The sequence below is a fragment of the Mycobacterium sp. NGS35 genome (assembly GCF_059812855.1).
In genome coordinates this window covers 770986-795283 of sequence record NZ_JCALDL010000001.1, presented here as the reverse complement: position 1 = coordinate 795283, position 24298 = coordinate 770986, and the positions used below count along the sequence as shown (strand labels likewise).

General features: G+C 66.0%; 24 protein-coding genes. 17 read left to right on the top strand and 7 right to left on the bottom strand.

Annotated elements, in window-relative coordinates:
* Nucleotides 1-32 precede the first annotated feature (32 nt).
* Nucleotides 33-530, bottom strand: a complete 498-nt coding sequence (locus AC5Y4C_RS03930) for a cupin domain-containing protein (protein ID WP_499962043.1) — start codon at nucleotides 528-530, stop codon at nucleotides 33-35.
* 180 nt (nucleotides 531-710) lie between these two features.
* On the opposite strand from AC5Y4C_RS03930, the gene groL reads away from it, so the two are divergent.
* From groL to AC5Y4C_RS03915, 3 genes are all read left to right on the top strand, one after another.
* Complete coding sequence (gene groL / locus AC5Y4C_RS03925; protein WP_499905579.1) at nucleotides 711-2336, top strand: chaperonin GroEL; 1626 nt, start codon at nucleotides 711-713, stop codon at nucleotides 2334-2336.
* Between the two features lie 216 nt (nucleotides 2337-2552).
* Nucleotides 2553-3425, top strand: coding sequence for a putative endonuclease domain-containing protein (locus AC5Y4C_RS03920; RefSeq protein WP_499965080.1), 873 nt, complete (start codon nucleotides 2553-2555; stop codon nucleotides 3423-3425).
* An 86-nt stretch (nucleotides 3426-3511) separates the two neighbouring features.
* On the top strand, nucleotides 3512-4336 hold the full coding sequence (locus AC5Y4C_RS03915) for an SDR family NAD(P)-dependent oxidoreductase (RefSeq protein ID WP_499965078.1): 825 nt from the start codon (nucleotides 3512-3514) through the stop codon (nucleotides 4334-4336).
* Here the strand turns inward: AC5Y4C_RS03915 and AC5Y4C_RS03910 are convergent.
* Both AC5Y4C_RS03910 and AC5Y4C_RS03905 read right to left on the bottom strand, forming a co-directional pair.
* Entirely contained in the window at nucleotides 4325-4888 is a 564-nt protein-coding gene (locus AC5Y4C_RS03910; protein ID WP_499913569.1) for a carboxymuconolactone decarboxylase family protein, read from the bottom strand. The genes AC5Y4C_RS03915 and AC5Y4C_RS03910 overlap by 12 nt on opposite strands.
* The gene (locus AC5Y4C_RS03905; RefSeq protein ID WP_499905589.1) at nucleotides 4885-6609 is read right to left on the bottom strand and encodes an N-acyl-D-amino-acid deacylase family protein; all 1725 of its coding nucleotides are present in this window, start codon (nucleotides 6607-6609) and stop codon (nucleotides 4885-4887) included. Before AC5Y4C_RS03905 ends, AC5Y4C_RS03910 begins: the two co-directional genes overlap by 4 nt.
* Nucleotides 6610-6639: 30 nt before the next feature.
* Between AC5Y4C_RS03905 and AC5Y4C_RS03900 the strand changes: the two genes are divergently transcribed.
* The 6 genes from AC5Y4C_RS03900 (at nucleotide 6640) to AC5Y4C_RS03875 (ending at nucleotide 12352) form a co-directional block, all read left to right on the top strand.
* Nucleotides 6640-7014 carry a VOC family protein gene (locus tag AC5Y4C_RS03900; RefSeq protein ID WP_499906323.1) on the top strand — a complete coding sequence of 125 codons (375 nt, stop codon included), beginning with the start codon at nucleotides 6640-6642 and terminating at the stop codon, nucleotides 7012-7014.
* A gap of 10 nt (nucleotides 7015-7024) precedes the next feature.
* The gene (locus tag AC5Y4C_RS03895) at nucleotides 7025-7573 is read left to right on the top strand and encodes a mycothiol transferase (RefSeq protein WP_499965076.1); all 549 of its coding nucleotides are present in this window, start codon (nucleotides 7025-7027) and stop codon (nucleotides 7571-7573) included.
* Nucleotides 7574-7582: 9 nt separating this feature from the next.
* Nucleotides 7583-9118: an aldehyde dehydrogenase family protein gene (locus tag AC5Y4C_RS03890; RefSeq protein ID WP_499905593.1), complete on the top strand. Its 1536-nt coding sequence runs from the start codon at nucleotides 7583-7585 to the stop codon at nucleotides 9116-9118.
* A gap of 9 nt (nucleotides 9119-9127) precedes the next feature.
* Nucleotides 9128-10024 carry a hypothetical protein gene (locus AC5Y4C_RS03885; RefSeq protein ID WP_499905596.1) on the top strand — a complete coding sequence of 299 codons (897 nt, stop codon included), beginning with the start codon at nucleotides 9128-9130 and terminating at the stop codon, nucleotides 10022-10024.
* Nucleotides 10021-11583, top strand: coding sequence for a putative alpha/beta hydrolase (locus tag AC5Y4C_RS03880; RefSeq protein WP_499965074.1), 1563 nt, complete (start codon nucleotides 10021-10023; stop codon nucleotides 11581-11583). The genes AC5Y4C_RS03885 and AC5Y4C_RS03880 overlap by 4 nt, the downstream gene beginning before the upstream one ends.
* Nucleotides 11584-11659: 76 nt before the next feature.
* The gene (locus AC5Y4C_RS03875; protein ID WP_499965072.1) at nucleotides 11660-12352 is read left to right on the top strand and encodes a hypothetical protein; all 693 of its coding nucleotides are present in this window, start codon (nucleotides 11660-11662) and stop codon (nucleotides 12350-12352) included.
* 7 nt (nucleotides 12353-12359) lie between these two features.
* Here AC5Y4C_RS03875 and AC5Y4C_RS03870 read toward each other — a convergent pair whose 3' ends face one another.
* Both AC5Y4C_RS03870 and AC5Y4C_RS03865 read right to left on the bottom strand, forming a co-directional pair.
* Nucleotides 12360-12668 carry a DUF2563 family protein gene (locus tag AC5Y4C_RS03870; protein WP_499965070.1) on the bottom strand — a complete coding sequence of 103 codons (309 nt, stop codon included), beginning with the start codon at nucleotides 12666-12668 and terminating at the stop codon, nucleotides 12360-12362.
* Nucleotides 12669-12675: 7 nt separating this feature from the next.
* Nucleotides 12676-14682, bottom strand: coding sequence for a prolyl oligopeptidase family serine peptidase (locus tag AC5Y4C_RS03865; protein ID WP_499965068.1), 2007 nt, complete (start codon nucleotides 14680-14682; stop codon nucleotides 12676-12678).
* Between the two features lie 82 nt (nucleotides 14683-14764).
* Here AC5Y4C_RS03865 and adh point away from each other — a divergent pair, with 82 nt between their 5' ends.
* The 6 genes from adh to AC5Y4C_RS03835 are packed head-to-tail and all read left to right on the top strand — an operon-like array spanning nucleotide 14765 to nucleotide 19852.
* Nucleotides 14765-16288 (top strand): aldehyde dehydrogenase, encoded by a 1524-nt coding sequence (gene adh, locus AC5Y4C_RS03860; protein WP_499965066.1) that lies wholly within the window; start codon nucleotides 14765-14767, stop codon nucleotides 16286-16288.
* A complete protein-coding gene (locus AC5Y4C_RS03855; RefSeq protein WP_499965064.1) occupies nucleotides 16288-16803 on the top strand; it encodes a DUF779 domain-containing protein in 516 nt (171 codons plus the stop codon). Before adh ends, AC5Y4C_RS03855 begins: the two co-directional genes overlap by 1 nt.
* A complete protein-coding gene (locus AC5Y4C_RS03850; protein WP_499905612.1) occupies nucleotides 16800-17078 on the top strand; it encodes a putative holin in 279 nt (92 codons plus the stop codon). The genes AC5Y4C_RS03855 and AC5Y4C_RS03850 overlap by 4 nt, the downstream gene beginning before the upstream one ends.
* Nucleotides 17071-17601 carry a hypothetical protein gene (locus AC5Y4C_RS03845; RefSeq protein ID WP_499913583.1) on the top strand — a complete coding sequence of 177 codons (531 nt, stop codon included), beginning with the start codon at nucleotides 17071-17073 and terminating at the stop codon, nucleotides 17599-17601. The genes AC5Y4C_RS03850 and AC5Y4C_RS03845 overlap by 8 nt, the downstream gene beginning before the upstream one ends.
* Before the next feature lie 9 nt (nucleotides 17602-17610).
* Nucleotides 17611-19008, top strand: a complete 1398-nt coding sequence (gene lpdA / locus AC5Y4C_RS03840) for a dihydrolipoyl dehydrogenase (protein ID WP_499905619.1) — start codon at nucleotides 17611-17613, stop codon at nucleotides 19006-19008.
* Between the two features lie 4 nt (nucleotides 19009-19012).
* On the top strand, nucleotides 19013-19852 hold the full coding sequence (locus tag AC5Y4C_RS03835) for an SMP-30/gluconolactonase/LRE family protein (protein WP_499965062.1): 840 nt from the start codon (nucleotides 19013-19015) through the stop codon (nucleotides 19850-19852).
* 6 nt (nucleotides 19853-19858) lie between these two features.
* Here AC5Y4C_RS03835 and AC5Y4C_RS03830 read toward each other — a convergent pair whose 3' ends face one another.
* On the bottom strand, nucleotides 19859-20398 hold the full coding sequence (locus tag AC5Y4C_RS03830; protein WP_499965060.1) for a carboxymuconolactone decarboxylase family protein: 540 nt from the start codon (nucleotides 20396-20398) through the stop codon (nucleotides 19859-19861).
* Complete coding sequence (gene ramB / locus AC5Y4C_RS03825; RefSeq protein WP_499965059.1) at nucleotides 20395-21813, bottom strand: acetate metabolism transcriptional regulator RamB; 1419 nt, start codon at nucleotides 21811-21813, stop codon at nucleotides 20395-20397. The genes AC5Y4C_RS03830 and ramB overlap by 4 nt, the downstream gene beginning before the upstream one ends.
* Before the next feature lie 86 nt (nucleotides 21814-21899).
* Between ramB and AC5Y4C_RS03820 the strand changes: the two genes are divergently transcribed.
* Together AC5Y4C_RS03820 and aceA are read left to right on the top strand one after the other, a co-directional pair.
* Nucleotides 21900-22706 (top strand): acyl-ACP thioesterase domain-containing protein, encoded by an 807-nt coding sequence (locus AC5Y4C_RS03820; RefSeq protein WP_499905631.1) that lies wholly within the window; start codon nucleotides 21900-21902, stop codon nucleotides 22704-22706.
* 269 nt (nucleotides 22707-22975) lie between these two features.
* Nucleotides 22976-24262 carry an isocitrate lyase gene (gene aceA / locus AC5Y4C_RS03815; protein WP_499905636.1) on the top strand — a complete coding sequence of 429 codons (1287 nt, stop codon included), beginning with the start codon at nucleotides 22976-22978 and terminating at the stop codon, nucleotides 24260-24262.
* Nucleotides 24263-24298: the final 36 nt, after the last annotated feature.

Genomic DNA, 24298 nt, shown 5'->3' with positions numbered 1-24298 from the left:
AGTGTAGCCCAAGGGATTACGGCCACACGCCGTTACGGGACCCAGAAATTGTCGTGGCGAATGAACCACTCGCGGCGCTCGTCGTCGGTCATGTCGCCGAGCTGCGGAAGTCCCTCGAAATACTGCTCGCGCGGAGCGCCTGGAGCAAACAGCATCAAGATCGACGCGGGTCCGTCGGCTTCGTTGCGGAGACCATGCACGCCGCCCGGTGGGACATAGAGGAAGTCGTTGCGCGAGCCGTCCACCCACTCACGCCCGTCGTAGAGCCTGACGCTGCCGGACAGCACGAAAAACGCCTCGGACATCGCTCGATGAAAATGCGGGCCCGGTCCGCCGGCCTTCGGGGCCAGCTCGACGCGATACAGCCCGTAGTCGCCGTCGGTCTTCTGCTGGTTGGCCAGATAGTGGTATTCGACCATCCCGCCCGCCACGTAGTCGGCAGGCTGGTCGCCGCGTCGCAGGCTGGCGCTGACCTCGGGTTCTCGGGCGGTGTACCGGGGTGGCGGATAGGGCGGCACGACGAGCGACATCGCCCCAAGCCTGCCACGTGCCCGCACCTTGCACTCGGCATGGGCGAGTGCTAAGAATGACGTTGGCACTCCCGACCGGCGAGTGCTAGGTCGGGACGGTGAGACCGAAGTTCGGTCGTCCGTCGCGGGCACTGACCCGGCCCGGAACGTCACCCCCCAACCGGAGGATTTACTTCGCAAATGTCCAAGATCATTGCGTACGACGAAGAGGCCCGGCGCGGTCTCGAGCGGGGCTTGAACAGCCTCGCCGACGCGGTAAAGGTGACGTTGGGTCCCAAGGGCCGCAACGTCGTCCTCGAGAAGAAGTGGGGCGCCCCCACGATCACCAACGACGGCGTGTCGATCGCCAAGGAGATCGAGCTCGAGGACCCGTACGAGAAGATCGGCGCCGAGCTGGTCAAGGAAGTCGCCAAGAAGACCGACGATGTCGCCGGTGACGGCACCACCACTGCGACGGTGCTGGCCCAGGCGCTCGTGCGCGAGGGTCTGCGCAACGTCGCGGCCGGTGCGAACCCGATGGCGCTCAAGCGCGGCATCGAGAAGGCCGTCGAGAAGGTGACCGAGACGCTGCTCAAGTCGGCCAAGGAGGTCGAGACCAAGGAGCAGATCGCCGCAACCGCAGGCATCTCCGCGGCTGACCCGGCCATCGGCGAGCTGATCGCCGAGGCGATGGACAAGGTGGGCAACGAGGGCGTCATCACGGTCGAGGAGTCCAACACCTTCGGCCTGCAGCTCGAGCTCACCGAGGGCATGCGCTTCGACAAGGGCTACATCTCGGGCTACTTCGTGACCGACCCCGAGCGTCAGGAAGCCGTGCTCGAGGATCCCTACATCCTGTTGGTGTCGTCGAAGGTCAGCACCGTCAAGGATCTGTTGCCGCTGCTGGAGAAGGTCATCCAGGCCGGCAAGCCGCTGCTGATCATCGCCGAGGACGTCGAGGGCGAGGCCCTGTCGACGTTGGTGGTCAACAAGATTCGCGGCACGTTCAAGTCCGTCGCCGTCAAGGCTCCGGGCTTCGGCGACCGCCGCAAGGCGATGCTGCAGGACATGGCGATCCTCACCGGCGGCCAGGTGATCTCCGAAGAGGTCGGCCTGACGCTGGAGAACGCCGACGTGTCGCTGCTCGGCCGTGCCCGCAAGGTCGTCGTCACCCGTGACGAGACCACGATCGTCGAAGGCGCCGGCGATCCCGACGCCATCGCGGGCCGCGTCGCGCAGATCCGTCAGGAGATCGAGAACAGCGACTCCGACTACGACCGCGAGAAGCTGCAGGAGCGGCTGGCCAAGCTGGCCGGCGGCGTTGCGGTGATCAAGGCCGGGGCTGCCACCGAGGTGGAGCTCAAGGAGCGCAAGCACCGCATCGAGGACGCCGTGCGCAACGCGAAGGCGGCCGTCGAGGAGGGCATCGTCGCCGGTGGCGGTGTGGCCCTGCTGCAGGCCGCGCCGGCGCTCGACGAGCTCAAGCTCGAGGGCGACCAGGCCACCGGTGCCAACATCGTCAAGGTGGCACTGGAGGCTCCGCTGAAGCAGATCGCGTTCAACGCCGGCCTCGAGCCCGGTGTGGTCGCCGAGAAGGTGCGCAACCTGCCGTCGGGGCATGGCCTCAACGCCGACACCGGCGAGTACGAGGACCTGCTGGGCGCTGGTGTGGCCGACCCGGTGAAGGTGACGCGCTCGGCGCTGCAGAACGCCGCGTCGATCGCCGGCCTATTCCTCACCACCGAGGCGGTTGTCGCTGACAAGCCGGAGAAGGCGGCCGCACCTGCGGGCGACCCGACCGGCGGCATGGGCGGCATGGACTTCTGAGTCTGCCTACGAGAAAGCCCGGCTCCCAAGGGAGCCGGGCTTTTTCGGTCGGTGCGCGGCCGGTCGGTGCGCGGCCGCCCACCGGCGTCTTCACGCCGACTGTGCGGTGTCCTATGCGACACGCCGCCGAGGCACTACAAATTCGCACAGTTGCGGGCTGTGGATAAGTCGGCGCAGCGGGTGATTCCTGTCGGGCACCCCGACGACCCTGCTGTTATGTCAGAAGTCAAGTGGCCGTTCAGGGGTTGGGACGCAGTCGAAGCCGGTGAGTTGACGATCCACGAGTTGCGGCGGTTCTATACGCCCGTCTACCCCGGCGTCTATGTGCCACGCGCAGTCGAGCTTTCGACCGCGCAGCGCTCGCGGGCGGCATGGTTGTGGTCTCGGGGCCGCGGAGTCCTCGCCGGGTTGTCGGCCTCCGCAATGCTGGGTGCGCGATGGGTCGAGCCGGATACTCCGGCGGAGCTCATTCACAACAACAGGCGGCCACCGCCGTCACTCGTAGTGCACAGCGACGCGCTCGCACCCGGTGAATGTGTGCGCATCGCCGGGATGTCTGTGACAACACCGGCGCGCACCGCGTTCGACCTCGGTCGGCGGTTGCCCCTCAAGGAAGGCGTGCAGCGCATCGATGCTCTGATGAATGCCACCGACGTGAAGGTCGTCGACATTCAAACCATCATCGCAGCGCACCCGGGTAGTCGCGGCCTATGTCAGCTGCGCCAGACGTTGAATCTCGTCGACGGTGGGGCAGAGTCGCCCTACGAATCGCTTACTCGGCTGCTGCTCATAGAGGCCGGCTTTCCGCGACCGGACACCCAGATCATCGTCGTCGACGAGTTCGGCTTCGTGGTGGCTCGCATCGACATGGGATGGCGAAAGTACCTCGTCGGCGTCGACTTCGAGGGCGCGCATCACTGGACCGATCCGGGGCAACGTTCGAAGGACGCCGAGCGGTACAACGTCCTACCCGCGCTGGGCTGGAACGACATCCGGGTGACAAGCGGCATGCTCCTCAACCGACCGCAGGCCTTCTTCGACCGCGTCGGTGCGGCCCTGATTGCGCGCGGCTGCCCGAAGACGTGGTGACTGTGCGGTTTTGAATGCCTGCCGCGGCGTGTCGTCTACGACACCGCACACTCGGCGCGGAGGAGGCGGCCGAGTACCGTCGAGCGATGCCGCTGCCGCCGCCTTCGCCGACCACCACCGCCGTCGTCACCGGAGCTTCGTCCGGTATCGGCGCAGACATCGCCCGCGAATTGGCGGCGCGCGGCCACGGCGTCACACTCGCCGCGCGGCGCGAGGACCGCCTTCGCGAGTTGGCCGCCGAGCTTGGTTCGACGGTGCGCGTGGAGGTGATCGCGTGCGACGTCGCCGATGCCGATGCGCGGGCGGGGCTTCTCGACGCGGTCGCCGAGCGCGGCCTGACCGTCGACATCCTGGTGAACAACGCCGGGATCGGAACCATGGGCTCGGTGGTCAAGTCGCCGGTTGCCGACGAGCTCGCGCAGGTTCGAGTGAACGTCGAAGCGGTGGTAGACCTGACCACCCGCGCACTGCAGCAGATGGTGCCACGCGGTCGCGGGGCCATCTTGAACGTCGGATCCACCGCCGGGTTTCATCCGTTCCCTGGTCAGTCCTGCTATGCGGCCACCAAAGCGTTCGTCAACACCTACAGCGAAGGGCTGCGAGGTGAACTGGCCGGCACCGGTGTCACCGTCGCTACGCTGTGCCCGGGCCCAGTGCGCACGGAGTTCCTCAAGACCGCGGGCATGGACGAACGCACATTCGCCGACGCATTCCCGAAGGTGCTGTGGATGCCGTCGCGCGAGGTAGCAAAAGCGGGTGTCGACGCCGTCGCCAACGATCGGGGACTGGTGATCGCCGGGCTGCCCAGCCAGATCAGCACTCGGCTGCTGCAGTTCATGCCGCGGCGAGTGCTGCTGCCGCTGCTGGCCCGTCAGCATCCGGCACTGCGGCGCGACCGCTCAGCGCGCTGACGCAGGCCAGCGCCGCATCCAGCCCTCGGTCGGCAACGCCAGGCCGTTGCACAACGTGCAGATGGTCCGATACCAGCCGATGACGATCAGCAGCTCCATCCGCTGCTCGTCGTCGAGATCGCGGCCCAGAGCCGTCCACGTCCGATCGGACCACGACCCGGTGTGTTCGAGTTCGTCGACAGCACAGAGCACTTCACGTTCCGACGCGATCCAGCGCGGGTCGTCGGCCCCGCTGGTCACCAGCGCGTCGCACTCGTCACCGCTGACGCCGACGATCGGTCCCCAGAACGCGGCCTGCCCGCCCCACTCGTACTCGCATCTCAACAGCGCGCAGGTGCGCAGAATCGCGATCGTGCGCAGCCGTGGTGGCAGGCGCGCATCGACGTACAGCGACTCGCCCAGCTTGCGCAGCCGGGCGGCCAACACCGGGTGCCGCTGAAGGCAGCGCACCAACAGCAGCGGCTCATACGTGCGATCGGGATGGCCCCAGCTGTTGATCGCCGCGGCGTCCTCCTCGCTCCACGGCGGAGCCAGCGGTGCGACGCGCGTCATGCCGCTGGTGCCGGTTGCCGTCCCCGCACCAACCGCCCCGGCCGCGCCGACGTCGGCTCGCCGTTGGCGGCGATCACCTCTCCGCTGACGACTGTCGCGACATACCCGTCGGCGGTCTGGTCCAGCCGCTTGCCGCCGGCCGGCAGATCGTGGGTGATCACCGGCCGGTGCAGTCGCAACCCGGCGTGATCGATCACGTTGAGATCTGCCTTGTATCCCAGGGCAATTCGACCGCGATCATGCAAACCGGCCACTCGCGCCGGCACCGATGTCAGTTCGCGAACAGCCTCTGCCACGCTCAGCCGCCCCGACGCTCGGTCGCGCGCCCAGTGCGCCAGCAGAAACGTGGGAAAGCTTGCGTCGCAGATCATTCCGTAATGCGCGCCGCCGTCGCCCAGCCCCAGCACCACGTCATCGCGGCGCAACAACCGGCCCAGGGTGTCGAGTGAGTTGTCCTGATAGTTGCCCATCGCCACCAAGAGCATGGCGTGCCCGTCGTCGTCGAGCAGCCGGTCGTAGGCTTCCTCTTTGGGATCCACTCCGCGCGCGACAGCCCGCGCCAAGATGCTCGACGACGCCGGCGGCTCGTAGTCCGGCGGATCGCCCAGCGGATACATCCACTCCCACATCTGCGCCAGGTGCAGCAGTGGATTGCCCTGCTCCGTCGGCTTGTCATTCAGGATCCGTTGGCGCACTTCGGGTTTACGCATCTCAGCGACACGCTCCGCCAGCGGCAAGTGGGAAATCTCCCGGTAGCTTGGACACAGCACGAACGGGTTGCCGCTGAGTTCGAGTCCGATCACCAGTCCGATCGGCCGCGGGAACATCTGCGCAGTGATGTCGACGCCCGCCGACGTGAACTTCTCGATCAACGTGAACGCGTCTGGCCACATCGGGTCGCCGCTGTTGCCGGTGGCCATGCTGAACGTCACCGGCAGTCCGACATCCTGAGCCACCTCGAAGACCGCTCCGAGCACCGATTCGTAGCCCCCCGCGGGAATATCGGGAACGAATTGGATCAGCCCGCCGCCGCCCTCGGCGATCCCTTGAGCGATAGCCATGATCTCGTCGCGTGCCGCGCCGTAGGTCGGAATCTGTTGTCCCCCAGCGGTTTTGTGCAACACGAACCGCGACGAGGCGAAGCCCATGGCGCCCACTTCGACCGCCTCCCGGGCCAGCGCCCGCATGCCGGCCAAGTCCTCGTCGGTCGCGGGTTCGCGGTTCACTCCCCGCTCACCCATCACGTACACCCGCAGCGGCGAATGCGGCAGGTAGGCGGCGACATCGATATCCCGTTGCCGCGCCTCCAACGCGTCGAGGTACTGCGGAAAGGTCTCCCAGTCCCATGGCAGTCCGTCGGCCATCACCACACCCGGAATGTCTTCGACGCCGGCCATCACGTCGACGAGCACGTCGTGGTCTTCGGCGCGGCACGGCGCGAAGCCCACCCCGCAATTGCCCATCACCGCGGTGGTGACGCCGTGCCGCGACGACGGCGTCAACCGGTCCGACCAGATGGCCTGCCCGTCGTAGTGGGTGTGCAGGTCGACGAAGCCCGGGCTGACAAGCAAGCCCGTCGCATCGATCTCCCGTGTCCCGGCTCCGTCGACGGCGCCGAGACCCACGATCACCCCGTCTTTGACGGCGACGTCGCCGACGAACGGATCGCCGCCGAGGCCGTCGACGATCGTGCCGCCGCGGATGACAAGGTCGTAGCTCATCAACCGACTGTAAGTGTCAGGATGGGCGCCGTGATAGATCACTTCGGCATCAACTGCAGCGATTTCGAGAAGGCCAAGCAGTTCTACGACCGGGTGCTCGGTGTCCTGGGCTTCACGCGGCAAATGGACTTCGGCAGGGCGATCGGCTACGGCAAAGACGGCAAGCCCAGCTTCTGGATCGCCGATGCCGACCTCGGTCCGAACCGCGAAATCCATGTCGCGTTCTCGGCCGCCGACGAAGACGCCGTCAAGGCGTTCTACGACGCCGCGATCGCGCTCGGTGCCGAATCTCTGCACGCACCGCGGCTGTGGCCGGAGTACCACCCCGGCTATTTCGGTGCGTTCGTGCGCGACCCCGACGGCAACAACGTCGAGGCCGTGTTCCACGGGGCGGCGTCCGAGTAGCTTCGGCGGTATGCCCGACACCGCCGACACCGCCGACACCGCCGACCCTGATGCCGCCGCCGCGCAGGAACTGCTGCGTGATGCCTTCACCCGCCTGATCGAACACGTCGACGCGCTGACTGACGGCCTTGACGATCGCGTGGCGCTCTACCGCCCGACACCTCAGGCCAACAGCATCGCGTGGCTGATCTGGCACAGCGCCCGCGTGCAGGACGCGCAGGTCTGCGACATCGCCGGGCGCGAACAAGTCTGGACTGGCGACGGCTTTGTAGACCGCTTCGGCCTCGACCTGCCTCGCGACGACACCGGCTACGGGCACAGCCCCGACGACGTCGCGAAGGTGCGGGCGTCGGCAGAACTGCTGGCCGGCTACTACCGCGCCGTGCACGACATGACGCTCGAGTTCGTCGCCACCCTCACCACCGCCGGTCTCGCCCGGGTGATCGACCGCAACTGGGATCCGCCGGTCACCGCCAGCATGCGGCTGGTCAGCATCATCGATGATTGTGCCCAGCACCTCGGGCAGGCGGCATACCTGGCCGGCATAGCCCCGGACTAGCATGATGTGATGACCGCCACACCGGATCTCAAGCCATCGATTCAGCCTGGCTCCACGGGCACAATCCTCAACCCCGCCACCGGCGGTGTCGCCGGTGAGGTGCACTGGACTGATCCCGCCGACGTGCCGCGCATCGCCGCTCGCCTCGCGCAGGCGCAGCGCGAGTGGGAGAAGCGCGGAGCGAAGGGCCGCGCCAAGGTGCTGGCCCGGTTCGCGGTGTGGCTCGGCGATCACCGCGACGAGATCGAAGAGCTGCTGATCAACGAGACCGGCAAGTCGCGCACCGACGCGGTGCAGGAAGTGCCGATGCTGGTGATGATCGCCTCCTACCTGATCAAGACCATGGAGAAGGCGCTGGCTCCGGAGACGCGGCCCGCGCCGCTGCCGGCGCTGGCGGTCAAGAAGATCACGGTGCACTTCCGGCCCCGTCCGGTGGTCGGAATCATCGCGCCGTGGAACTTTCCGGTGGCCAACGCGATGATGGACGCGCTCGGTGCGCTGGCCGCCGGCTGCGCGGTGATGCTCAAGCCGTCCGAGCGGACCCCGCTGACGGCCGAGGTGCTGGTGCGCGGCTGGCGCGAATCCGGTGCTCCGGACGTGTTCGCCTTGGTGCAGGGCGCCCGCGAGGCCGCCGAGGCCGTGATCGACAACAGCGACTTCATCCACTTCACCGGCTCGTCGGCGACTGGCCGCAAGGTGATGGAACGTGCGGCGCGGCGGCTGACGCCGGTGAGCCTGGAACTCGGCGGCAAAGACCCGATGATCGTGCTCGACGACGCCGACGTCGAGCTGGCCGCGCACGCCGCGGTGTGGGGTGGCCTGTTCAACGCCGGGCAGATGTGCGTGTCAGTAGAGCGGATCTATGTGCTGGATTCGGTGTACGACAAATTCGTCGACGCGGTGGTGCGCGACGTGAAGGCGCTGCAGGTGGGCGCAGGCGACGGCCCGCACTTCGGGTCGATGATCGACGATCAGCAGCTGGCTGTAGTGGAGCGGCACGTCGCGGATGCGAAAGCCAAAGGGGCGCAGGTGCTCACCGGCGGTGAGCGGGTGCCGGGACCGGGCAGCTTCTATCAGCCGACCGTGCTGGTGAATGTCGACCATTCCATGCAGTGCATGACCGAGGAGACCTTCGGGCCCACGCTGCCGATCATGAAGGTCGGTAGCGTCGCCGAAGCGGTGCGGTTGGCCAACGACAGCCCGTACGGGCTGTCGGCGTCGGTTTTCTCCCGCAACATCGAGCGCGCCAAAGAGGTTGCGCTGCAATTGGATTGCGGTGCTGTCAACATCAACGACGTGGTGGCCAACCTGATGTGTACCACTGCGCCGATGGGGGGCTGGAAGGAGTCCGGCATCGGCGCGCGGTTCGGCGGTGCCGAGGGTATGCGCAAGTACTGCCGGATGGAGACGATCGTCGAGCCGCGTATCAAGATCGGCTCGGGCGCCAACTACTACTCCTCGTCGCCGAAAGCCGCGGCCCGCATGTCCAAGCAGATGATGTGGATGGCGCTGCGCCGGCCGAAACGCGTGGCGCGCGACCGCTAAGGTCGGTCCGTGCGGTTGGTGGTGGCGGTGCTGTGCTGGCTCGTCGCCACGGTCGCGTTGGCGGTCGCCATCGGGGGCGGCTGGGTGCAGCGCAACTTGATCGACGCCGACGGCTACGCGCGCCTGGCATCGTCGGCCGCAGGGGATCCAGCGCTGCAGAATGCGGTGGCCGCCGAACTCGCCACTCAGACGCTGGTGATCGCGCGCAAGCGTGGCTACGAGCCCAGCGATGATGCGGTCCGCGGTGCAGTGAGCGCCTACACTGCGAGCTCGTCGTTCCCCGGCCAGTTCACCGATGTCAACCGCCTCGCGCACCGGTGGCTGTTCACCGACATGGTGCAGCAGAGCGGTGACCGCTGGACCGTCGACGTCGGGCCGATGCTGTGGAACCTGTCCATCATTCAGGCTTTGAGCAGCCGGGGACTGTCGGTGCCGTCAAGCGTCGAGGTCCCGGTGACGTCCGAGTCGGTGGAGACTCTGCATCCCGGGCAGCTGCGACCATTGGCGACGTGGGGGCCGTGGGTGATTCTCGCTGCTGCCGTAGTGTCCGGGATCGCGGCTCTACTGACGGTTGCTGTGGCGAAGGCGCGCGGGAAAGCTATTGCGGCGCTAGGGGTTTCGGCGCTGTTGGTCGGCGGCGGTGGATATGCTGGCGCGGAGATCGGGCGCCGCCGCCTGGAGAATGCGCTCAACGAGACGTCGGGGAACATTCGCACGATCGCCGACGTGATGGTCGACCACGCCGAAGCGAGTCTTCATCACTGGCTGAACGTCACACTCGCGGCGGGCGCCATGCTGGTGGTCTTCGGGGTTGCCGTAGCGATGCTCGGTACCCTTCTTCGCTCTCAGCGCACCGCAAAGTTGGTGCAAAGCGGACGCGGCAGAGGACCGATGATTGATGTGTGAGTTCGCAATTCGTCAACTTCACGGCGGCTGAGCTGTCGGCCGTCGTCGGCGGCGATCCGTGGAAGCGTGACGAGGAGTTGCAAGCCGGAGATGCGGCGGCGATCGACGAACTCGCCGCTGCCTTTCATCAGTCCGGCGTCTACGTCAAGGATGCCGACGACGAATTCAACTCTGCAAAGCAGAACTTCCTCGGTTCATACCATGGCGACGGCATCAAACATCCGATCAATGACTCGGCAGAGGTCGCTCGGGTCAGCGCTGAGCTGGCCGGGCATCCGGAGGAACTGACCCGCATTGCAGCGGATTTGGAGCAGGCTGCGGCGGCCCTGGCGACGGCGCAACGTGACAGTGCTGCCGAGATCGATCGCCTGAATGACCAATTGCGCGGCATCGACGAGCAGATTTCGACGCAGATGCGCACGGCCCCACCGTGTCTGGTGCTGCAGTTGTTCGGTCAGGCGCGCGACGCTGTCAAAACGGCACTCGACCACATCGATAACATCCGCGGCGGCTATGTCGCGCAGTTGCATGACCTCGAAACGGCGATGATGGCGTCGGGATATGTGCCCGACGCGCTCGACGGTGTCGACGGATCGCCCGGTGATTCACCTCAAGAGGCTGCTCGGCGCTACGACGAGTCGGGACAGCGGGCGAGAGATCAGTCCCTTGTCGATCAAGCCGAAGCCACCGGTGAGCCTGAGCCCCACTGGAGCCGAGAAGAGCAGGACGCGGCTCAGCGGCTCGAAGACTATCTGTCGGTTACCGATCCGACCCATGGGGTGGCTCATCGCGGGAGCCCTCACGACCAAGAGCTGGCAGCCCGGCTGGCCGGTGAGCGGTTGGATGATTTCAACACCGCACAGCTGGTTGGGCCGCTGCCACGCGACCCCGTGCTCGGCGGTGATGCCCGCGACCGCGCGCTAGCCAGGTTGAAGTTGCAGCGTGACTTGCAGAACGGTGAACTAGCCTCCAGCTCGCAACCGATGACACCTGATGAGGCGACCATGCTGATGGACAGGATGGAGGTCACGGATCGCGTGAACGCGTTGACGACGCTGCAGGAGGAGCTTCAGCGCGCCGGCATGTCGCCGCAGGGAGCCGCTTCCGTCGCGACGGGAATGGGCCGCGGCGTCGTACCACCCGAGTATGTCGAAGCCGCTTCTGCGGCCGGCAGCGTCTTCGATGCCGGAAAGAAGGGCATTGAGCGCTACAGCGAGTTGGTGCCCACCGGACGCCACTGGGAACCGGGCGTGGCCTATTCCCCCCAGGACATCGAAGCGCTGAAGAATGTCGCCAAACGCTTCGGGTGGGCGGGAAGTGTCCTCGACCTTGCCACCTCCGCGTATGAGCTCTACGAAGGGAAACCGCTCGACGAGCTTGTCGCAGGAGAGGGAGGCAGCCTGGCCGGCGCATGGTTGGGAGGTTTGTTGGGAGGCGAATTCGGCGCATTCGTGGGGGGACCACCTGGGGCATTTATCGGTGCGCTCGTCGGCGGCACGGCCGGCGCACTGGCGGGTGAGCGAGGTGGCGAAATGGCCCTCGAATCGATGAAGGGCTGAGCTATTGATGCAAGGGTCCGCGGGAATTCTCGAGCCAATCGCGTCTCAATCGGCACTTCAGCACCGCCCACTCAATGTGTTCTTTTTGATCGCGGCCGCCGTTTGTCTGCTCGCTCCCGCGGTGATGCCAGAGAAGAAGAGTCGGTCGTGGCAACGACGGGTCTACTGGTCATCGACGCTGGGCGCGGCGCTGTTCGCGTTGATTACTTTCTACCCCCGCTGGGGTACCGGCGCGACATTCGCTGGATTCGTCCTGTTCATGATGACCGGAAATGCCTACTTTTCCACGCCCTACATCAAGATCCGCGGCAAGATCTACGCGTTCAGTGTCAGCGACAGTCTGCCGGATCCGGCCGCCGACGGTTCGCCTCCGCCGGGTAGCGACGACCCGAACTACGATCCGGCGCCTGACTCATACGGCGGCTTGGCCACCGCTCAAAAGAGTTGGTGGAACATTGTATTCGCGATGGGACTCTGTTCCGGGAACGTCTTCTTCTACTTTGTACACGGAGGAAGTCCTTGGCTCCCGCTAGTGACTGCAGTGTGCCTAATACTCGTTGCCCTCGTGTTCGGCCATGGTGACGCAAGTTGGGGATATCGGGTTGCTCGCGGGCAGTACCTACAGTTCGTGCTCGTTGGCATCGTCACGGCAGGCGTCTTCGCGGTTCTCTATCTGGCCGCCTACGCCGCCGGGAAGCGGTGGCCGTGGAGGTTCAAGCGGTCGATGGAGTACACGGCACATCCACGTTTCTGGCGGAAATCGGAGTGAGCCAGCGCTAAGACTCGGCCCCTACCCCGTCGAGCATTGCGGCATTGCGATCCTCGGTCTCGGTGAAGGCTACGGCCACCGCGTGCGCCTTCTCGCCGATTGTGCTCAGCGCGCGGTGATGACTTTCCATCAGCGCTGCGTGATGCCTTTGTGCGCACAAGACGCGTGCGTAAAAAGACGACGCGGCGTCGAAATCGCCGAAAGCGGTTGGTGCTAAACCCACTACAGCGAGCCTGTTGGCGCCATCCGACGCCCGCTCTGCCGCCTTGTGCGACGTGGTCGCCCCGACACAGAGTCCCTCGACGTTGACCAGCATGACTCCATTATGGCCGTGCCGCGCCGATGGTCCGCCACAAGAATTCGTACATCAGCGCCGCCTTGAAAGCGGCCTGCTTGTTGTCGGCTGCCCCGGCGTGACCGCCCTCGATGTTCTCGTAGTAGCGCACGTGATGCCCGGCCGCCTCGAGCGCGGCGGTCATCTTGCGGGCATGCCCAGGATGCACGCGGTCGTCGCGGGTCGACGTCGTCATCAGCAGCGGGGGATAGCGACGGTCCGCCGAAATATGGTGGTACGGCGAATACTCGGAGATGAACTCCCAGTCCGCCGGGTCGTCGGGGTTGCCGTATTCCGCCACCCACGAAGCGCCGGCCAACAACCGATGGAAGCGGCGCATATCCAGCAGCGGGACGCTGCACACCAGCGCACCGAACAACTCCGGATACTGCGTCAGCATGATCCCCATCAGCAGCCCGCCATTGCTGCCGCCCGCGGCGCCGAGCTGCGGCACCGTGGTGATGCCGCGGTCCACCAAATCCCTTGCGACAGCGACGAAATCCTCCGCAACCTTGTGTCGGCCCTCGCGCATCGCCTGGGTGTGCCAGGCTGGTCCGTATTCGCCACCTCCACGAATGTTGGCCAGTGCGTACGTCCCGCCGCGGGCCAGCCACAGCCGGCCCAGCACGCCGTCGTATCCGGGTGTGCGCGCCACCTCGAACCCGCCATATCCACCGAGCAGCGTCGGCCCGGGACCGTCGGCATCCTTATGCGCGACAACAAAATACGGCACCGCCGTGCCGTCCTCAGATGTCGCGAAATACTGGGTGACGGTGAGGTCGTCGGCGTCGAAGAACTGGGGTGCAGACTTGATGTGCTCCAGCTCCCCGCCGGCTACGCCGCGCAGCAGGCGCGACGGTCGATCGAATCCGCTTGAATCGAGGAAGAATTCGTCGCCAGCATGGTCAGCCGCCACGATCACCGTGTTGGCGTTCTCCGGCAGCCCGACCACTGGTTGGAGCGACCACTCGCCCGGCGTCGCGATCTGCACGCGGCTCGCCACGTCGGCCAGCGTGACCACCACCAGACGGTCGCGCGTCCACGCGTAGTGGTGAAGGCATGTATGTTCGTCGGGCTCGAATATCACCGCCAGTTGCGCTGTACCGCTGAGGAAGTCCTCGTAATCAGCGGCCAGCAGCGAACCGGCGCGGTAATCGCCGGATGCGGTGTACCAGTCGGTGCGCAGCTCGATGAGCAGCCATTGACGGTGCACCGACAGCGACGCGTCGGTGGGTGCGTCGATGCGGACGAATTCGCCGTGCCGAAGTTCGTAGACCTCGCTGTTGAAGAAGTCGATCGACCGGCTCACCAGCGTGCGTTCGAACCCTGGGGTGCGGTCGACCGACGCTCCGACGCTGACGTCCACATGCGTGCCGGAGAACAACAACTCGGCCGACGACAGCGGCTGCCCGCGGCGCCACCGCTTGACCAGTCTGGGGTAACCGGAATCGGTCAGTGAGCCCTCACCGAAGTCAGTGCCCATCAGCACTGTGTCGGCGTCCTCCCAGTCGATGCTGGTCTTGGCTTCTGCGACCACGAATCCGGCGGCGACGAATCGCCTTGTCGCCATGTCGAATTCGCGTACGACGGCGGCGTCAGCGCCCCCGCGCGACAGCGAGGCCAATGCTCGGGTGAATTCCGGCTCGATCACGTTCGCGCCGGCCCACACCCAGTTCTCGTCTTCGTCGGCTGCCAGTGCGTCGACGTCTATCAACACATCCCATTCGGGCGCGTCGGTCCGGTACTGCTCAAGCGTGGTGCGACGCCACAGCCCCCGCGGGTGCTCCGCGTCGCGCCAGAAGTTGTACAGATACTCGCCCCGGCGCACCACGTACGGGATGCGCGCGTCGGTGTCGAGCACCTCCAGCGCCTCTTGACGGAACTGCTCGAAGCGTTCGTCGCACAGCTCGGCCAACGTCGGCTCGTTGTGCCGGCGCACCCAGTCCAGGGCCTCTTCGCCGGTGATGTCCTCGAGCCAGAGGTAGGGGTCGTCCACTCCGGCATTCTCTCAGGGCGGTCACGGCCCGTGCCGCGAGTAGTGTGAGCCATACAACACATGCACGACGAAGGAGTCGACCATGACTGTGTTTGCCCGCCCCGGCGCCGAGGGTTCGCTGATGTCGTACGAGTCCCGGTACGCCAATTTCATTGGCGGCGAGTGGGTTCCGCCTGTCAGCGGCGAATACTTCGAGAACCCGTCGCCGATCACCGGTGAGGCGTTCTGCGAGATCCCCCGCTCCACCGAAGCCGACGTCGACAAGGCGCTCGACGCCGCGCACGCAGCTGCCCCGGCGTGGGGCAAAACGGCTCCGGCCGAGCGGGCGCTGATCCTGAACAGGATCGCCGACCGCATCGAAGAAAACCTCGAGTCGCTGGCCGTCGCCGAAACGTGGGACAACGGCAAACCGATCCGCGAGACGCTCAACGCCGACATTCCGCTGGCCGTCGACCACTTCCGCTACTTCGCCGGCGCCATCCGCGCGCAAGAGGGGTCGCTGAGCCAGATCGACGAGGACACCGTCGCCTACCACTTCCACGAACCGCTCGGGGTCGTCGGGCAGATCATCCCTTGGAACTTCCCGATTCTGATGGCGACGTGGAAGCTGGCGCCGGCGCTGGCCGCCGGCAACGCCGTCGTGCTCAAACCGGCCGAGCAGACCCCGGCGTCGATCCTGTATCTGCTCGGGTTGGTCGGCGACCTGCTCCCGCCCGGCGTGGTCAACGTGGTCAACGGCTTCGGTTTCGAGGCGGGCAAGCCGCTGGCGTCGAGCAACCGGATCGCCAAGATAGCGTTCACCGGGGAGACCACCACCGGGCGGCTCATCATGCAGTACGCCTCCCAGAATCTGATCCCGGTCACGCTGGAGCTCGGCGGCAAGAGCCCGAACGTCTTCTTCAACGACGTCATGGCCGCCCACGACGACTTCCAGGACAAGGCTCTGGAAGGGTTTACGATGTTCGCGCTGAACCAGGGCGAAGTGTGCACGTGCCCGTCGCGCAGCCTGATCCAGGCCGACATCTACGACGAGTTCCTGGAGCTCGCCGCGATCCGGACCAAGGCGGTACGCCAAGGCAATCCGCTGGACACCGAGACCATGGTCGGCGCGCAGGCCTCCAACGACCAGCTGGAGAAGATCTTGTCCTACATCGAGATCGGCAAGGACGAGGGCGCCCGCGTCGTCACCGGCGGAGAGCGCGCCGAACTCGGCGGCGACCTGTCCGGCGGCTACTACGTGCAGCCGACGATCTTCGAGGGCCACAACAAGATGCGGATCTTCCAAGAGGAGATCTTCGGGCCCGTCGTCGCGGTCACGTCTTTCCGTGACTACGACGACGCGATCGCGATCGCCAACGACACGCTCTACGGCCTGGGTGCGGGGGTGTGGAGCCGCGACGGCAACACCGCCTACCGCGCCGGCCGTGACATCAAGGCCGGCCGGGTGTGGACGAACTGCTACCACGCCTATCCGGCCCACGCGGCGTTCGGCGGCTACAAGCAGTCCGGGATCGGCCGCGAGAACCACAAGATGATGCTCGACCACTACCAGCAGACCAAGAACCTGCTGGTGAGCTACAGCAACAAGGCGCAGGGCTTCTTCTGATGGGTGATTTCGGTGCGAAAACAGGCGCTGAGCGCCGGTTAACGCACCCAAATCGCAGCGACGCGCCGCCGCGGGTGCTGATCACCGAGACCGCCGCCGGCCTGCTGCACAAGCTGCGAAAACGTCACGGCCCGTTGATGTTTCATCAGTCCGGCGGCTGCTGCGACGGGTCGTCGCCGATGTGCTATCCCGACGGCGAGTTCATCGTCGGCGACCGCGATGTGCTGCTCGGCATCGTCGAGGACACGCCGGTGTGGATCTCCGGCCCGCAGTTCGACGCGTGGAAACACACGCAGCTGATCATCGACGCGGTGCCCGGCCGCGGCGGCGGCTTTTCGATGGAGGCGCCCGAAGGCATGCGGTTCCTGTCCCGGGGCCGGACGTTCTCCGCCGACGAACTCCGACAACTGCAAGCGGAACCGCCGTTGACCGGTGCCGACTACGCAAACGGCCGACGGCCCGCGAGCGGGGCGAACCCAAGGCCTGTCAAGGGGTCGCTAACCTCGGGAGCGTGATTCCGCTTCCCCGCCCTTGGCTGCTCGCCGGTGCAATGCTGATCGGTACTGCGGTGGGGGTTCTGGCGGCGATCGCGGCGACGCTGACGGTCGACGTCACCATTCGGCCCGACGTGGTGATCGCGCTCGTCGTCGGCGTCCCGGCCACCCTCGGGCTGGTGTTGCTCGTGTCGTCGAGAGTCCGGTGGGTGACGGCGCTCGGGGCGTTCCTGCTGGCGGTCGGCCCGGGCTGGTTCGGCGTGCTCGCTGCGATCGAGGCGGTGTCCGGTGCCTGATCCAGCCGACACCGGCCCGCAGACCCAGCCCAGCCCAGAAGCCCGCCCGGATCCGTGGGAGCCGTTGACCGCCCACCGCGAGCCGTTGATCGGCGACCGTGAACGGCCGGCCGACGGGTCCGCCGACGAACCCGCCGAACCGGCGGTCCCCGAGTTTCTGCCCATCTCCGCGCGACCGCACGTGGTGCCCGGCCAATACCACTACCTCAAGCGGTGGACGTTCGTGCTGACGCTCGTCGCGGTGTGGATTCCTGCCGCTGCGGCCGGGCTTGGCTTGTACTACTGGTGGTTTCACTCGCTGGACAAGACCTGGCCGGTGTTCGCGGTGCTGATCTTCGTGGTCGTGTGCAGCGTCGCGGCGATGCTCGCCGCGATGGTCGACGGCAAGCCGCTGGTAGCAGCGGCGGGGATCGCGATCATGTCGGCTCCGCTGGCCGCGGTGGCCGCGGCGGCCGTGCTGCACGGCATCTACTACTGCGATCGGGTTGCCCGGCCTTGCCTAGCCGGGGTGATCCCTTATTAGGGTGGCTTGGTGACTTCTCACTACGACGTCGTCGTCCTCGGCGCAGGCCCCGGCGGATACGTCGCCGCCATCCGTGCCGCCCAGCTGGGACTCAAGACCGCCATCGTCGAGCAAAAGTACTGGGGCGGGGTCTGCCTGAATGTCGGGTGCATCCCGTCGAAGTCGTTGCTGCGCAACGCCGAACTGGCCCACATCTTCACCAAGCAGGCCAAGACGTTCGGCATCAACGGCGAGGCGACGTTCGACTACGGTGTGGCGTTCGACCGCAGCCGCAAGGTCGCCGACGGTCGTGTCGCGGGCGTGCACTTCTTGATGAAGAAGAACAAGATCACCGAAATCCACGGTCGCGGCACGTTCAAGGACGCCAACACGTTGGAGGTCGACCTCAACGACGGCGGTACCGAGACTGTGACGTTCGACAACGCGATCATCGCCACCGGTGCCAGCACCAAGCTGGTTCCCGGCACCGAATTGTCCGAGAACGTCGTCACCTACGAGAAGCAGATCCTGTCGCGCGACCTGCCGGGCTCGATCGTCATCGCCGGGGCCGGCGCGATCGGCATGGAGTTCGGCTACGTTCTGGCCAACTACGGCGTCGACGTGACGATCGTCGAGTTCCTGCCGCGGGCACTGCCCAACGAGGACGCCGAGGTGTCGAAGGAGATCGAGAAGCAGTTCAAGAAGCTCGGCGTCAAGATCATGACCGGAACCAAGGTCGAGTCGATCAAGGACGACGGGTCGACGGTCACGGTGAAGGTCAGCAAGGACGGCAACTCCGAGGAACTCAAGGCCGACCGCGTGCTGCAGGCCATCGGCTTTGCGCCCAACGTCGAGGGCTACGGCCTCGATGCCGCCGGGGTGAAGCTGTCGGACCGTAAGGCCATTGCGATCGACGAGCGGATGCGCACCAACGTCGACCACATCTACGCGATCGGTGACGTCACCGGGTTGCTGCAACTCGCGCACGTCGCCGAGGCACAGGGCGTGGTCGCGGCCGAAACTATCGCGGGCGCAGAGACTTTGGAGCTCGGTGACTACCGGATGATGCCGCGCGCCACGTTCTGCCAGCCTCAGGTGGCCAGCTTCGGGCTCACCGAGGAGCAGGCCCGCGACGAGGGCTATGACGTCAAGGTCGCCAAGTTTCCGTTCACCGCGAACGGCAAGGCGCACGGTCTGGGGGAGACGGCCGGCTTCGTCAAGCTGATCGCCGACGGGAAGTACGGCGAGCTGCTGGGCGGCCACCTGATCGGGCACGACGTCTCTGAGCTGCTGCCCGAGTTGACGCTGGCCCAGAAGTGGGACCTGACGGCCAACGAGCTCGCCCGCAACGTGCACACGCACCCGACGCTGTCGGAGGCGCTGCAGGAGTGTTTCCACGGGCTCGTCGGCCACATGATCAACTTCTGACGACATGCCGGACACGCTTGTCGACGGCCGCGTGTTCCTCGAAGGTCCGCGCTGGCACGAAGGTGCGCTCTTCGTCTCCGACATGCACGCACACGAGGTGCTGCGGATCTCGACCGACGGCAGCGTCGAGGTGATCGCACGGCTCGACACCGCGCCGTCGGGGCTCGGTTGGTTGCCCGACGGCAGCATGCTGATCGTGTCGATGGACGACCGCAAGCTGCTGCGTCGTCGCGGTGACGACAGCGCGCTGACCGAGCACGCCGATCTGAGTCGTCTTGCCCCGCATCCGATCAACGACATGCTCGTCGACGACTCCGGGCATGCCTTCGTGTCCCAATTCGGCTGCGACATGTTCGCCGGTGAACCGATCAAACCCGCACCGCTGCTGCGCGTCGACCCCGATGGTGGCGTGCACCGGGCCGCCGAGGGTCTGCGCTTCGCCAACGGCATGGTTGTCACCGCGGACCGCCAGACTCTGATCGTCGCCGAAACCGCAGGGCAGCGCCTCGTGGCGTTCTCCCTGACGCCCGCCGGTGCGCTGTCCAACCAGCGTGTGTGGGCGGACCTGCCGAAAAGCGATGTGCCCGATGGCATTTGCATCGACGCCGAGGATGCGATCTGGTTCGCGAGCCCGACGTCAGACCGATTCGCGCGCGTACGGGAAGGCGGCGAGGTGACCGACGTCGTCGAAACACCCGGCCGCCACGCGATCGCGTGTGCCCTGGGAGGCGACGACGGCCGAACCCTATTCTGTTGCACGGCGTCGACAATCCAGCCTGACGAGTCACGTGCGGCACGCAGCGCAAAGGTGGAGACCGTCAGCGTCGCGGTGCCGGCCCGGTGAGCGCGATCAGTCCGCGAAGTCCAGCGGCACCTTCAGCGTGTTGAGCGTGGCGGCCAGTGCGTCGTATTGCCCTGTGAGCGTGACGAATTCGATGAGTTGACGACGGTCGAGGTGGCGCGAGAGCCACTGCCAGGTCTGCGTGGACACGTTGCGGGTTTCGAGGAGTTCGTCGACAGCGGTCAGCAGAGCCCGCTCGCGGTCGTTGAGCCCGTCGGCGTCTGGGCCCTCGAAGATGCGTTGCTGCTTGTCCGCGTCTACCCCGCGGCGCTTCGCCATCCGACGATGGTGCTGCAGTTCGTATTCGCAGCCGCGCGTGTGGGCGACGCGCAGAATCACCAGCTCGGCATCGGCGCGGGGGAGACGCCCGGGACCGAGCAGCATTCCGGAAAACGGAAGCCAGGTCCAAAAGAGCCGCTTGTGCTGTCCGAGCGTGGTGAACAGATGAGCCTGCGGAACGCCGGACGCACGCGCCAGCACCTTGCACATCAGCCAGCCCGCAAGGCCGAGTTCACGCACGCCGCCCGGCTCGATTCGCGGTGCGGTCATGCCGGTTTCACCAGATACGGCGAGACGGTGCTGCGGTGCTCGTCGAGATCGAGAGCCCGGCCCAGCGCCGGGAAGGCGCGCTGGGGGCAGTTGTCCCGTTCGCAGACCCGGCAGCCCGCGCCGATGGGGGTGGCAACGTTGCCCGACAAGTCCAGTCCCTCCGAGTACACCAGCCGATTCGCATGGCGCAGTTCGCAGCCCAGGCCGATTGCGAATGTCTTTCCCGGCTGACCATAGCGCGACGCCCGGCGCTCCACGGTGCGTGCCACCCACATGTAGTTGCGTCCGTCGGGCATCTGCGCAATCTGCACCAGAATCTTGCCCGGATTGGAAAACGTCTCGTAGACGTTCCACAGTGGGCAGGTGCCGCCGCTCGACGAGAAGTGAAACCCGGTGGCGGACTGGCGTTTTGACATGTTGCCAGCCTTGTCGACGCGGACGAACGAGAACGGCACGCCGCGCATCGACGGCCGCTGCAGCGTGGAAAGCCGGTGGCAGATGGTCTCGTAGCTCACCGAGTAGAACGCCGAGAGCCGTTCGATGTCGTAGCGGAAATTCTCGGTGACGTCATGGAATTGGCGATACGGCAGCACGGCGGCCGCCGCGAAGTAGTTGGCCAGGCCCAGCCGCAACAGGGTGCGCGATTCCTCGCTGGTGAACTTGCCCTCGTCGACCAGCCGGTCGATCAGGTCCCCGAATTCCAGGTAGGCCAGCTCGGCGGCCATCTTGAACACCTGCTGGCCCGTCGACAAGTGGTTGCTGATCTCTAGCGTCTTCGTCTGCGGGTCGAACCGGTGCAGCACTGTGTCGCCGAGGTCGATGCGCCTGACAATGCGCACTCCGTGCACTTCGGCGAGCCGGCGCGCGATCTCGCCAGCCAGGTCGCCGCGGTGCATTCTCATGCGAATGGTCATCTCCTCAGCGGCGGTGTCGAGATCGTGCAGGTAGTTCTGCCGTTCGTAGAAGTAGTCGCGGACCTCCTCGTGCGGCATCGTGATCGCGCCGCTGCCGCTGCTGCCGTCGCTGAAGCGGTCTTCGGTGGCGGCGGCCAGCTGGGCGGTGGTGATCCGGTAGCGCCGGTGCAGGTTCACCATCGCCCGGGCCAGGGCAGGGTGGGCGGTGACGACCTCGGCGACCTCGGCCGCATCCATGTCGATGCCGAGGTCGCGGTCCATGACCACCTCGCGAAGTTCGGCGACCAGCCTGGTGTCGTCTTGCGGTGCGAAGAACGTTGCGTCTACGCCGAACACCTCGGTGATCCGCAGCAGCACCGCCACGGTCAGCGGACGCACGTCGTGCTCGATCTGGTTGAGGTAACTCGGCGAGATCTCGAGCATCTGAGCCAGCGCGGCCTGGCTGTAGCCCCGTTCATGGCGCAGCTGGCGAACCCGCGACCCGACGAACGTCTTAGGCATGCCGATCAGCGTACGCGCGTGTGAAGTGGCGCTTCGCAGTCTTGGCATTTGGCCGCCGCTGCGCCGTTTGGCATGATCGGCGCCACATGAGCGCGCAGAACGGCCTAGCCAAAGTAATGATGCCGGTCCCCGACCCGCATCCCGACGTCTTCGACCGCGAATGGCCGGTGCGGGTCGCCGACATCGACGCGACCGGCCGGTTGCGCCTGGACGCCGCCGCCCGGCACATCCAGGACATCGGTCAAGATCAGCTGCGCGAGTTGGGTTTCCAGGAGACTCATCCGCTGTGGATCGTGCGGCGCACCATGGTCGACTTGATCCGGCCGATCGAATTCCAGGACATCTTGCGGCTGCGCCGGTGGTGCTCGGGCACCTCGAATCGCTGGTGTGAGATGCGGGTCCGCGTCGACGGCCGTAGGGGCGGGCTGATCGAGTCCGAGGCGTTCTGGATCAACATCAACCGCGAAACGCAGGGCCCGGCGCGCATTGCCGACGACTTCATCGAAGGCCTGCAGCGCACGACGAGCGTCGACCGGCTGCGTTGGAAGGCCTACCTGAAGCCGCTGCCGCGCGAAACCGCCGACCAGATCCGCGAGTTTCCGGTGCGGTTCACCGACATCGACCTCTTCGACCACATGAACAACTCGGTGTACTGGAGCGTCGTCGAGGACTACCTTTCGGCCACGCCTGAGCTGCTGCGGAGTCCGACGCGGGTGACCATCGAGCACGAGGCGCCGGTGAGTCTCGGCGACAAGCTGGAGATTGCGGCGCATGTGCATCCGCCCGGCTCCACGGACCGGTTCGGCGAAGAGCTTGCGAACAAGACTGTTACAACGCTCACATATTTGGTCGGCGACGAGGCCAAAGCCGTCGCGTCGATCTTCTCACTGTAAAGATCATCCGGCCGTAATTTTGACGGCCTGACCTGCGGCAATGACGTTACCAACGAGTAGCAACTGAAACGGTACAGCTACACGTTGGCTTCGCAGAATTCGCAAGACAAGCGTCCGGTATAGCTGAAATTCGCAACTGGAACCGCTGGACCTGCGCATATGTGCCGTGGCATGGTTAAGTTACTGGTGAGTAAAGCCGCCCGATGGGTTAGCAGGCAATGGAGTCAGCAGTCCTGTCGAGGCCGTCGAGCAACGTCTGAAGGAGTCGCATGTCCACCGTTGGAAAGCCCAGAACGGCAGAGCAGATTCAGCACGACTGGGAGACCAATCCGCGCTGGAAGGGCGTGACCCGCAACTACACCGCACAGGACGTTGTTGCGCTGCAGGGCACTGTGGTCGAGGAGCACACCCTGGCCCGCCGAGGCGCCGAGATCCTGTGGTCGCAGCTGCACGATCTGGAGTGGGTGAACGCGCTCGGTGCGCTGACCGGCAATCAGGCGGTGCAGCAGGTGCGCGCCGGCCTGAAGGCCATCTATCTGTCGGGGTGGCAGGTTGCCGGTGACGCGAACCTGGCCGGCCACACCTACCCGGACCAGAGCCTGTACCCGGCCAACTCGGTGCCGCAGGTGGTGCGCCGGATCAACAACGCGCTGATGCGCGCCGACCAGATCGCCAAGGTCGAGGGCGACACCTCGGTGGACAACTGGCTGGTGCCGATCGTCGCCGACGGCGAAGCCGGCTTCGGTGGTGCGCTGAACGTCTACGAGTTGCAGAAGGCAATGATCGCCGCAGGCGCTGCCGGGACTCACTGGGAGGACCAGCTGGCCTCCGAGAAGAAGTGCGGTCACCTGGGTGGCAAGGTGCTGATTCCCACCCAGCAGCACATCCGCACGCTGACCTCGGCGCGGCTGGCCGCTGACGTTGCCGACGTGCCCACCGTGGTGATCGCGCGCACCGACGCCGAGGCCGCGACGCTGATCACATCCGACGTCGACGAGTACGACCGCCCGTTCATCACCGGCGAGCGCACCAAGGAAGGCTTCTACCGCACCCGCAACGGCATCGAGCCGTGCATTGCGCGGGCCAAGGCCTACGCCCCCTACGCCGACCTGATCTGGATGGAGACCGGCACGCCGGACCTCGAGGTGGCCAGGCAGTTCGCCGAGGCAGTCAAGGCGGAGTTCCCGGACCAGATGCTGGCGTACAACTGCTCGCCGTCGTTCAACTGGCGCAAGCACCTCGACGACTCGACGATCGCGAAGTTCCAGAAGGAGCTCGCCGCGATGGGCTTCAAGTTCCAGTTCATCACCCTGGCCGGCTTCCACGCCCTGAACTACTCGATGTTCGATCTGGCCTACGGCTACGCCCGCAACCAGATGACCGCGTACGTGGAGCTGCAGGAGCGCGAGTTCGCCGCCGAAGAGCGCGGTTACACCGCCACCAAGCATCAGCGCGAGGTCGGCGCCGGCTACTTCGACCGGATCGCCACGACGGTGGACCCGAACTCGTCGACGGTCGCGCTGAAGGGGTCGACCGAAGAGGGCCAGTTCCACTGACGATGTCTGAGCCACTGACCCACTGATTCACTGAGC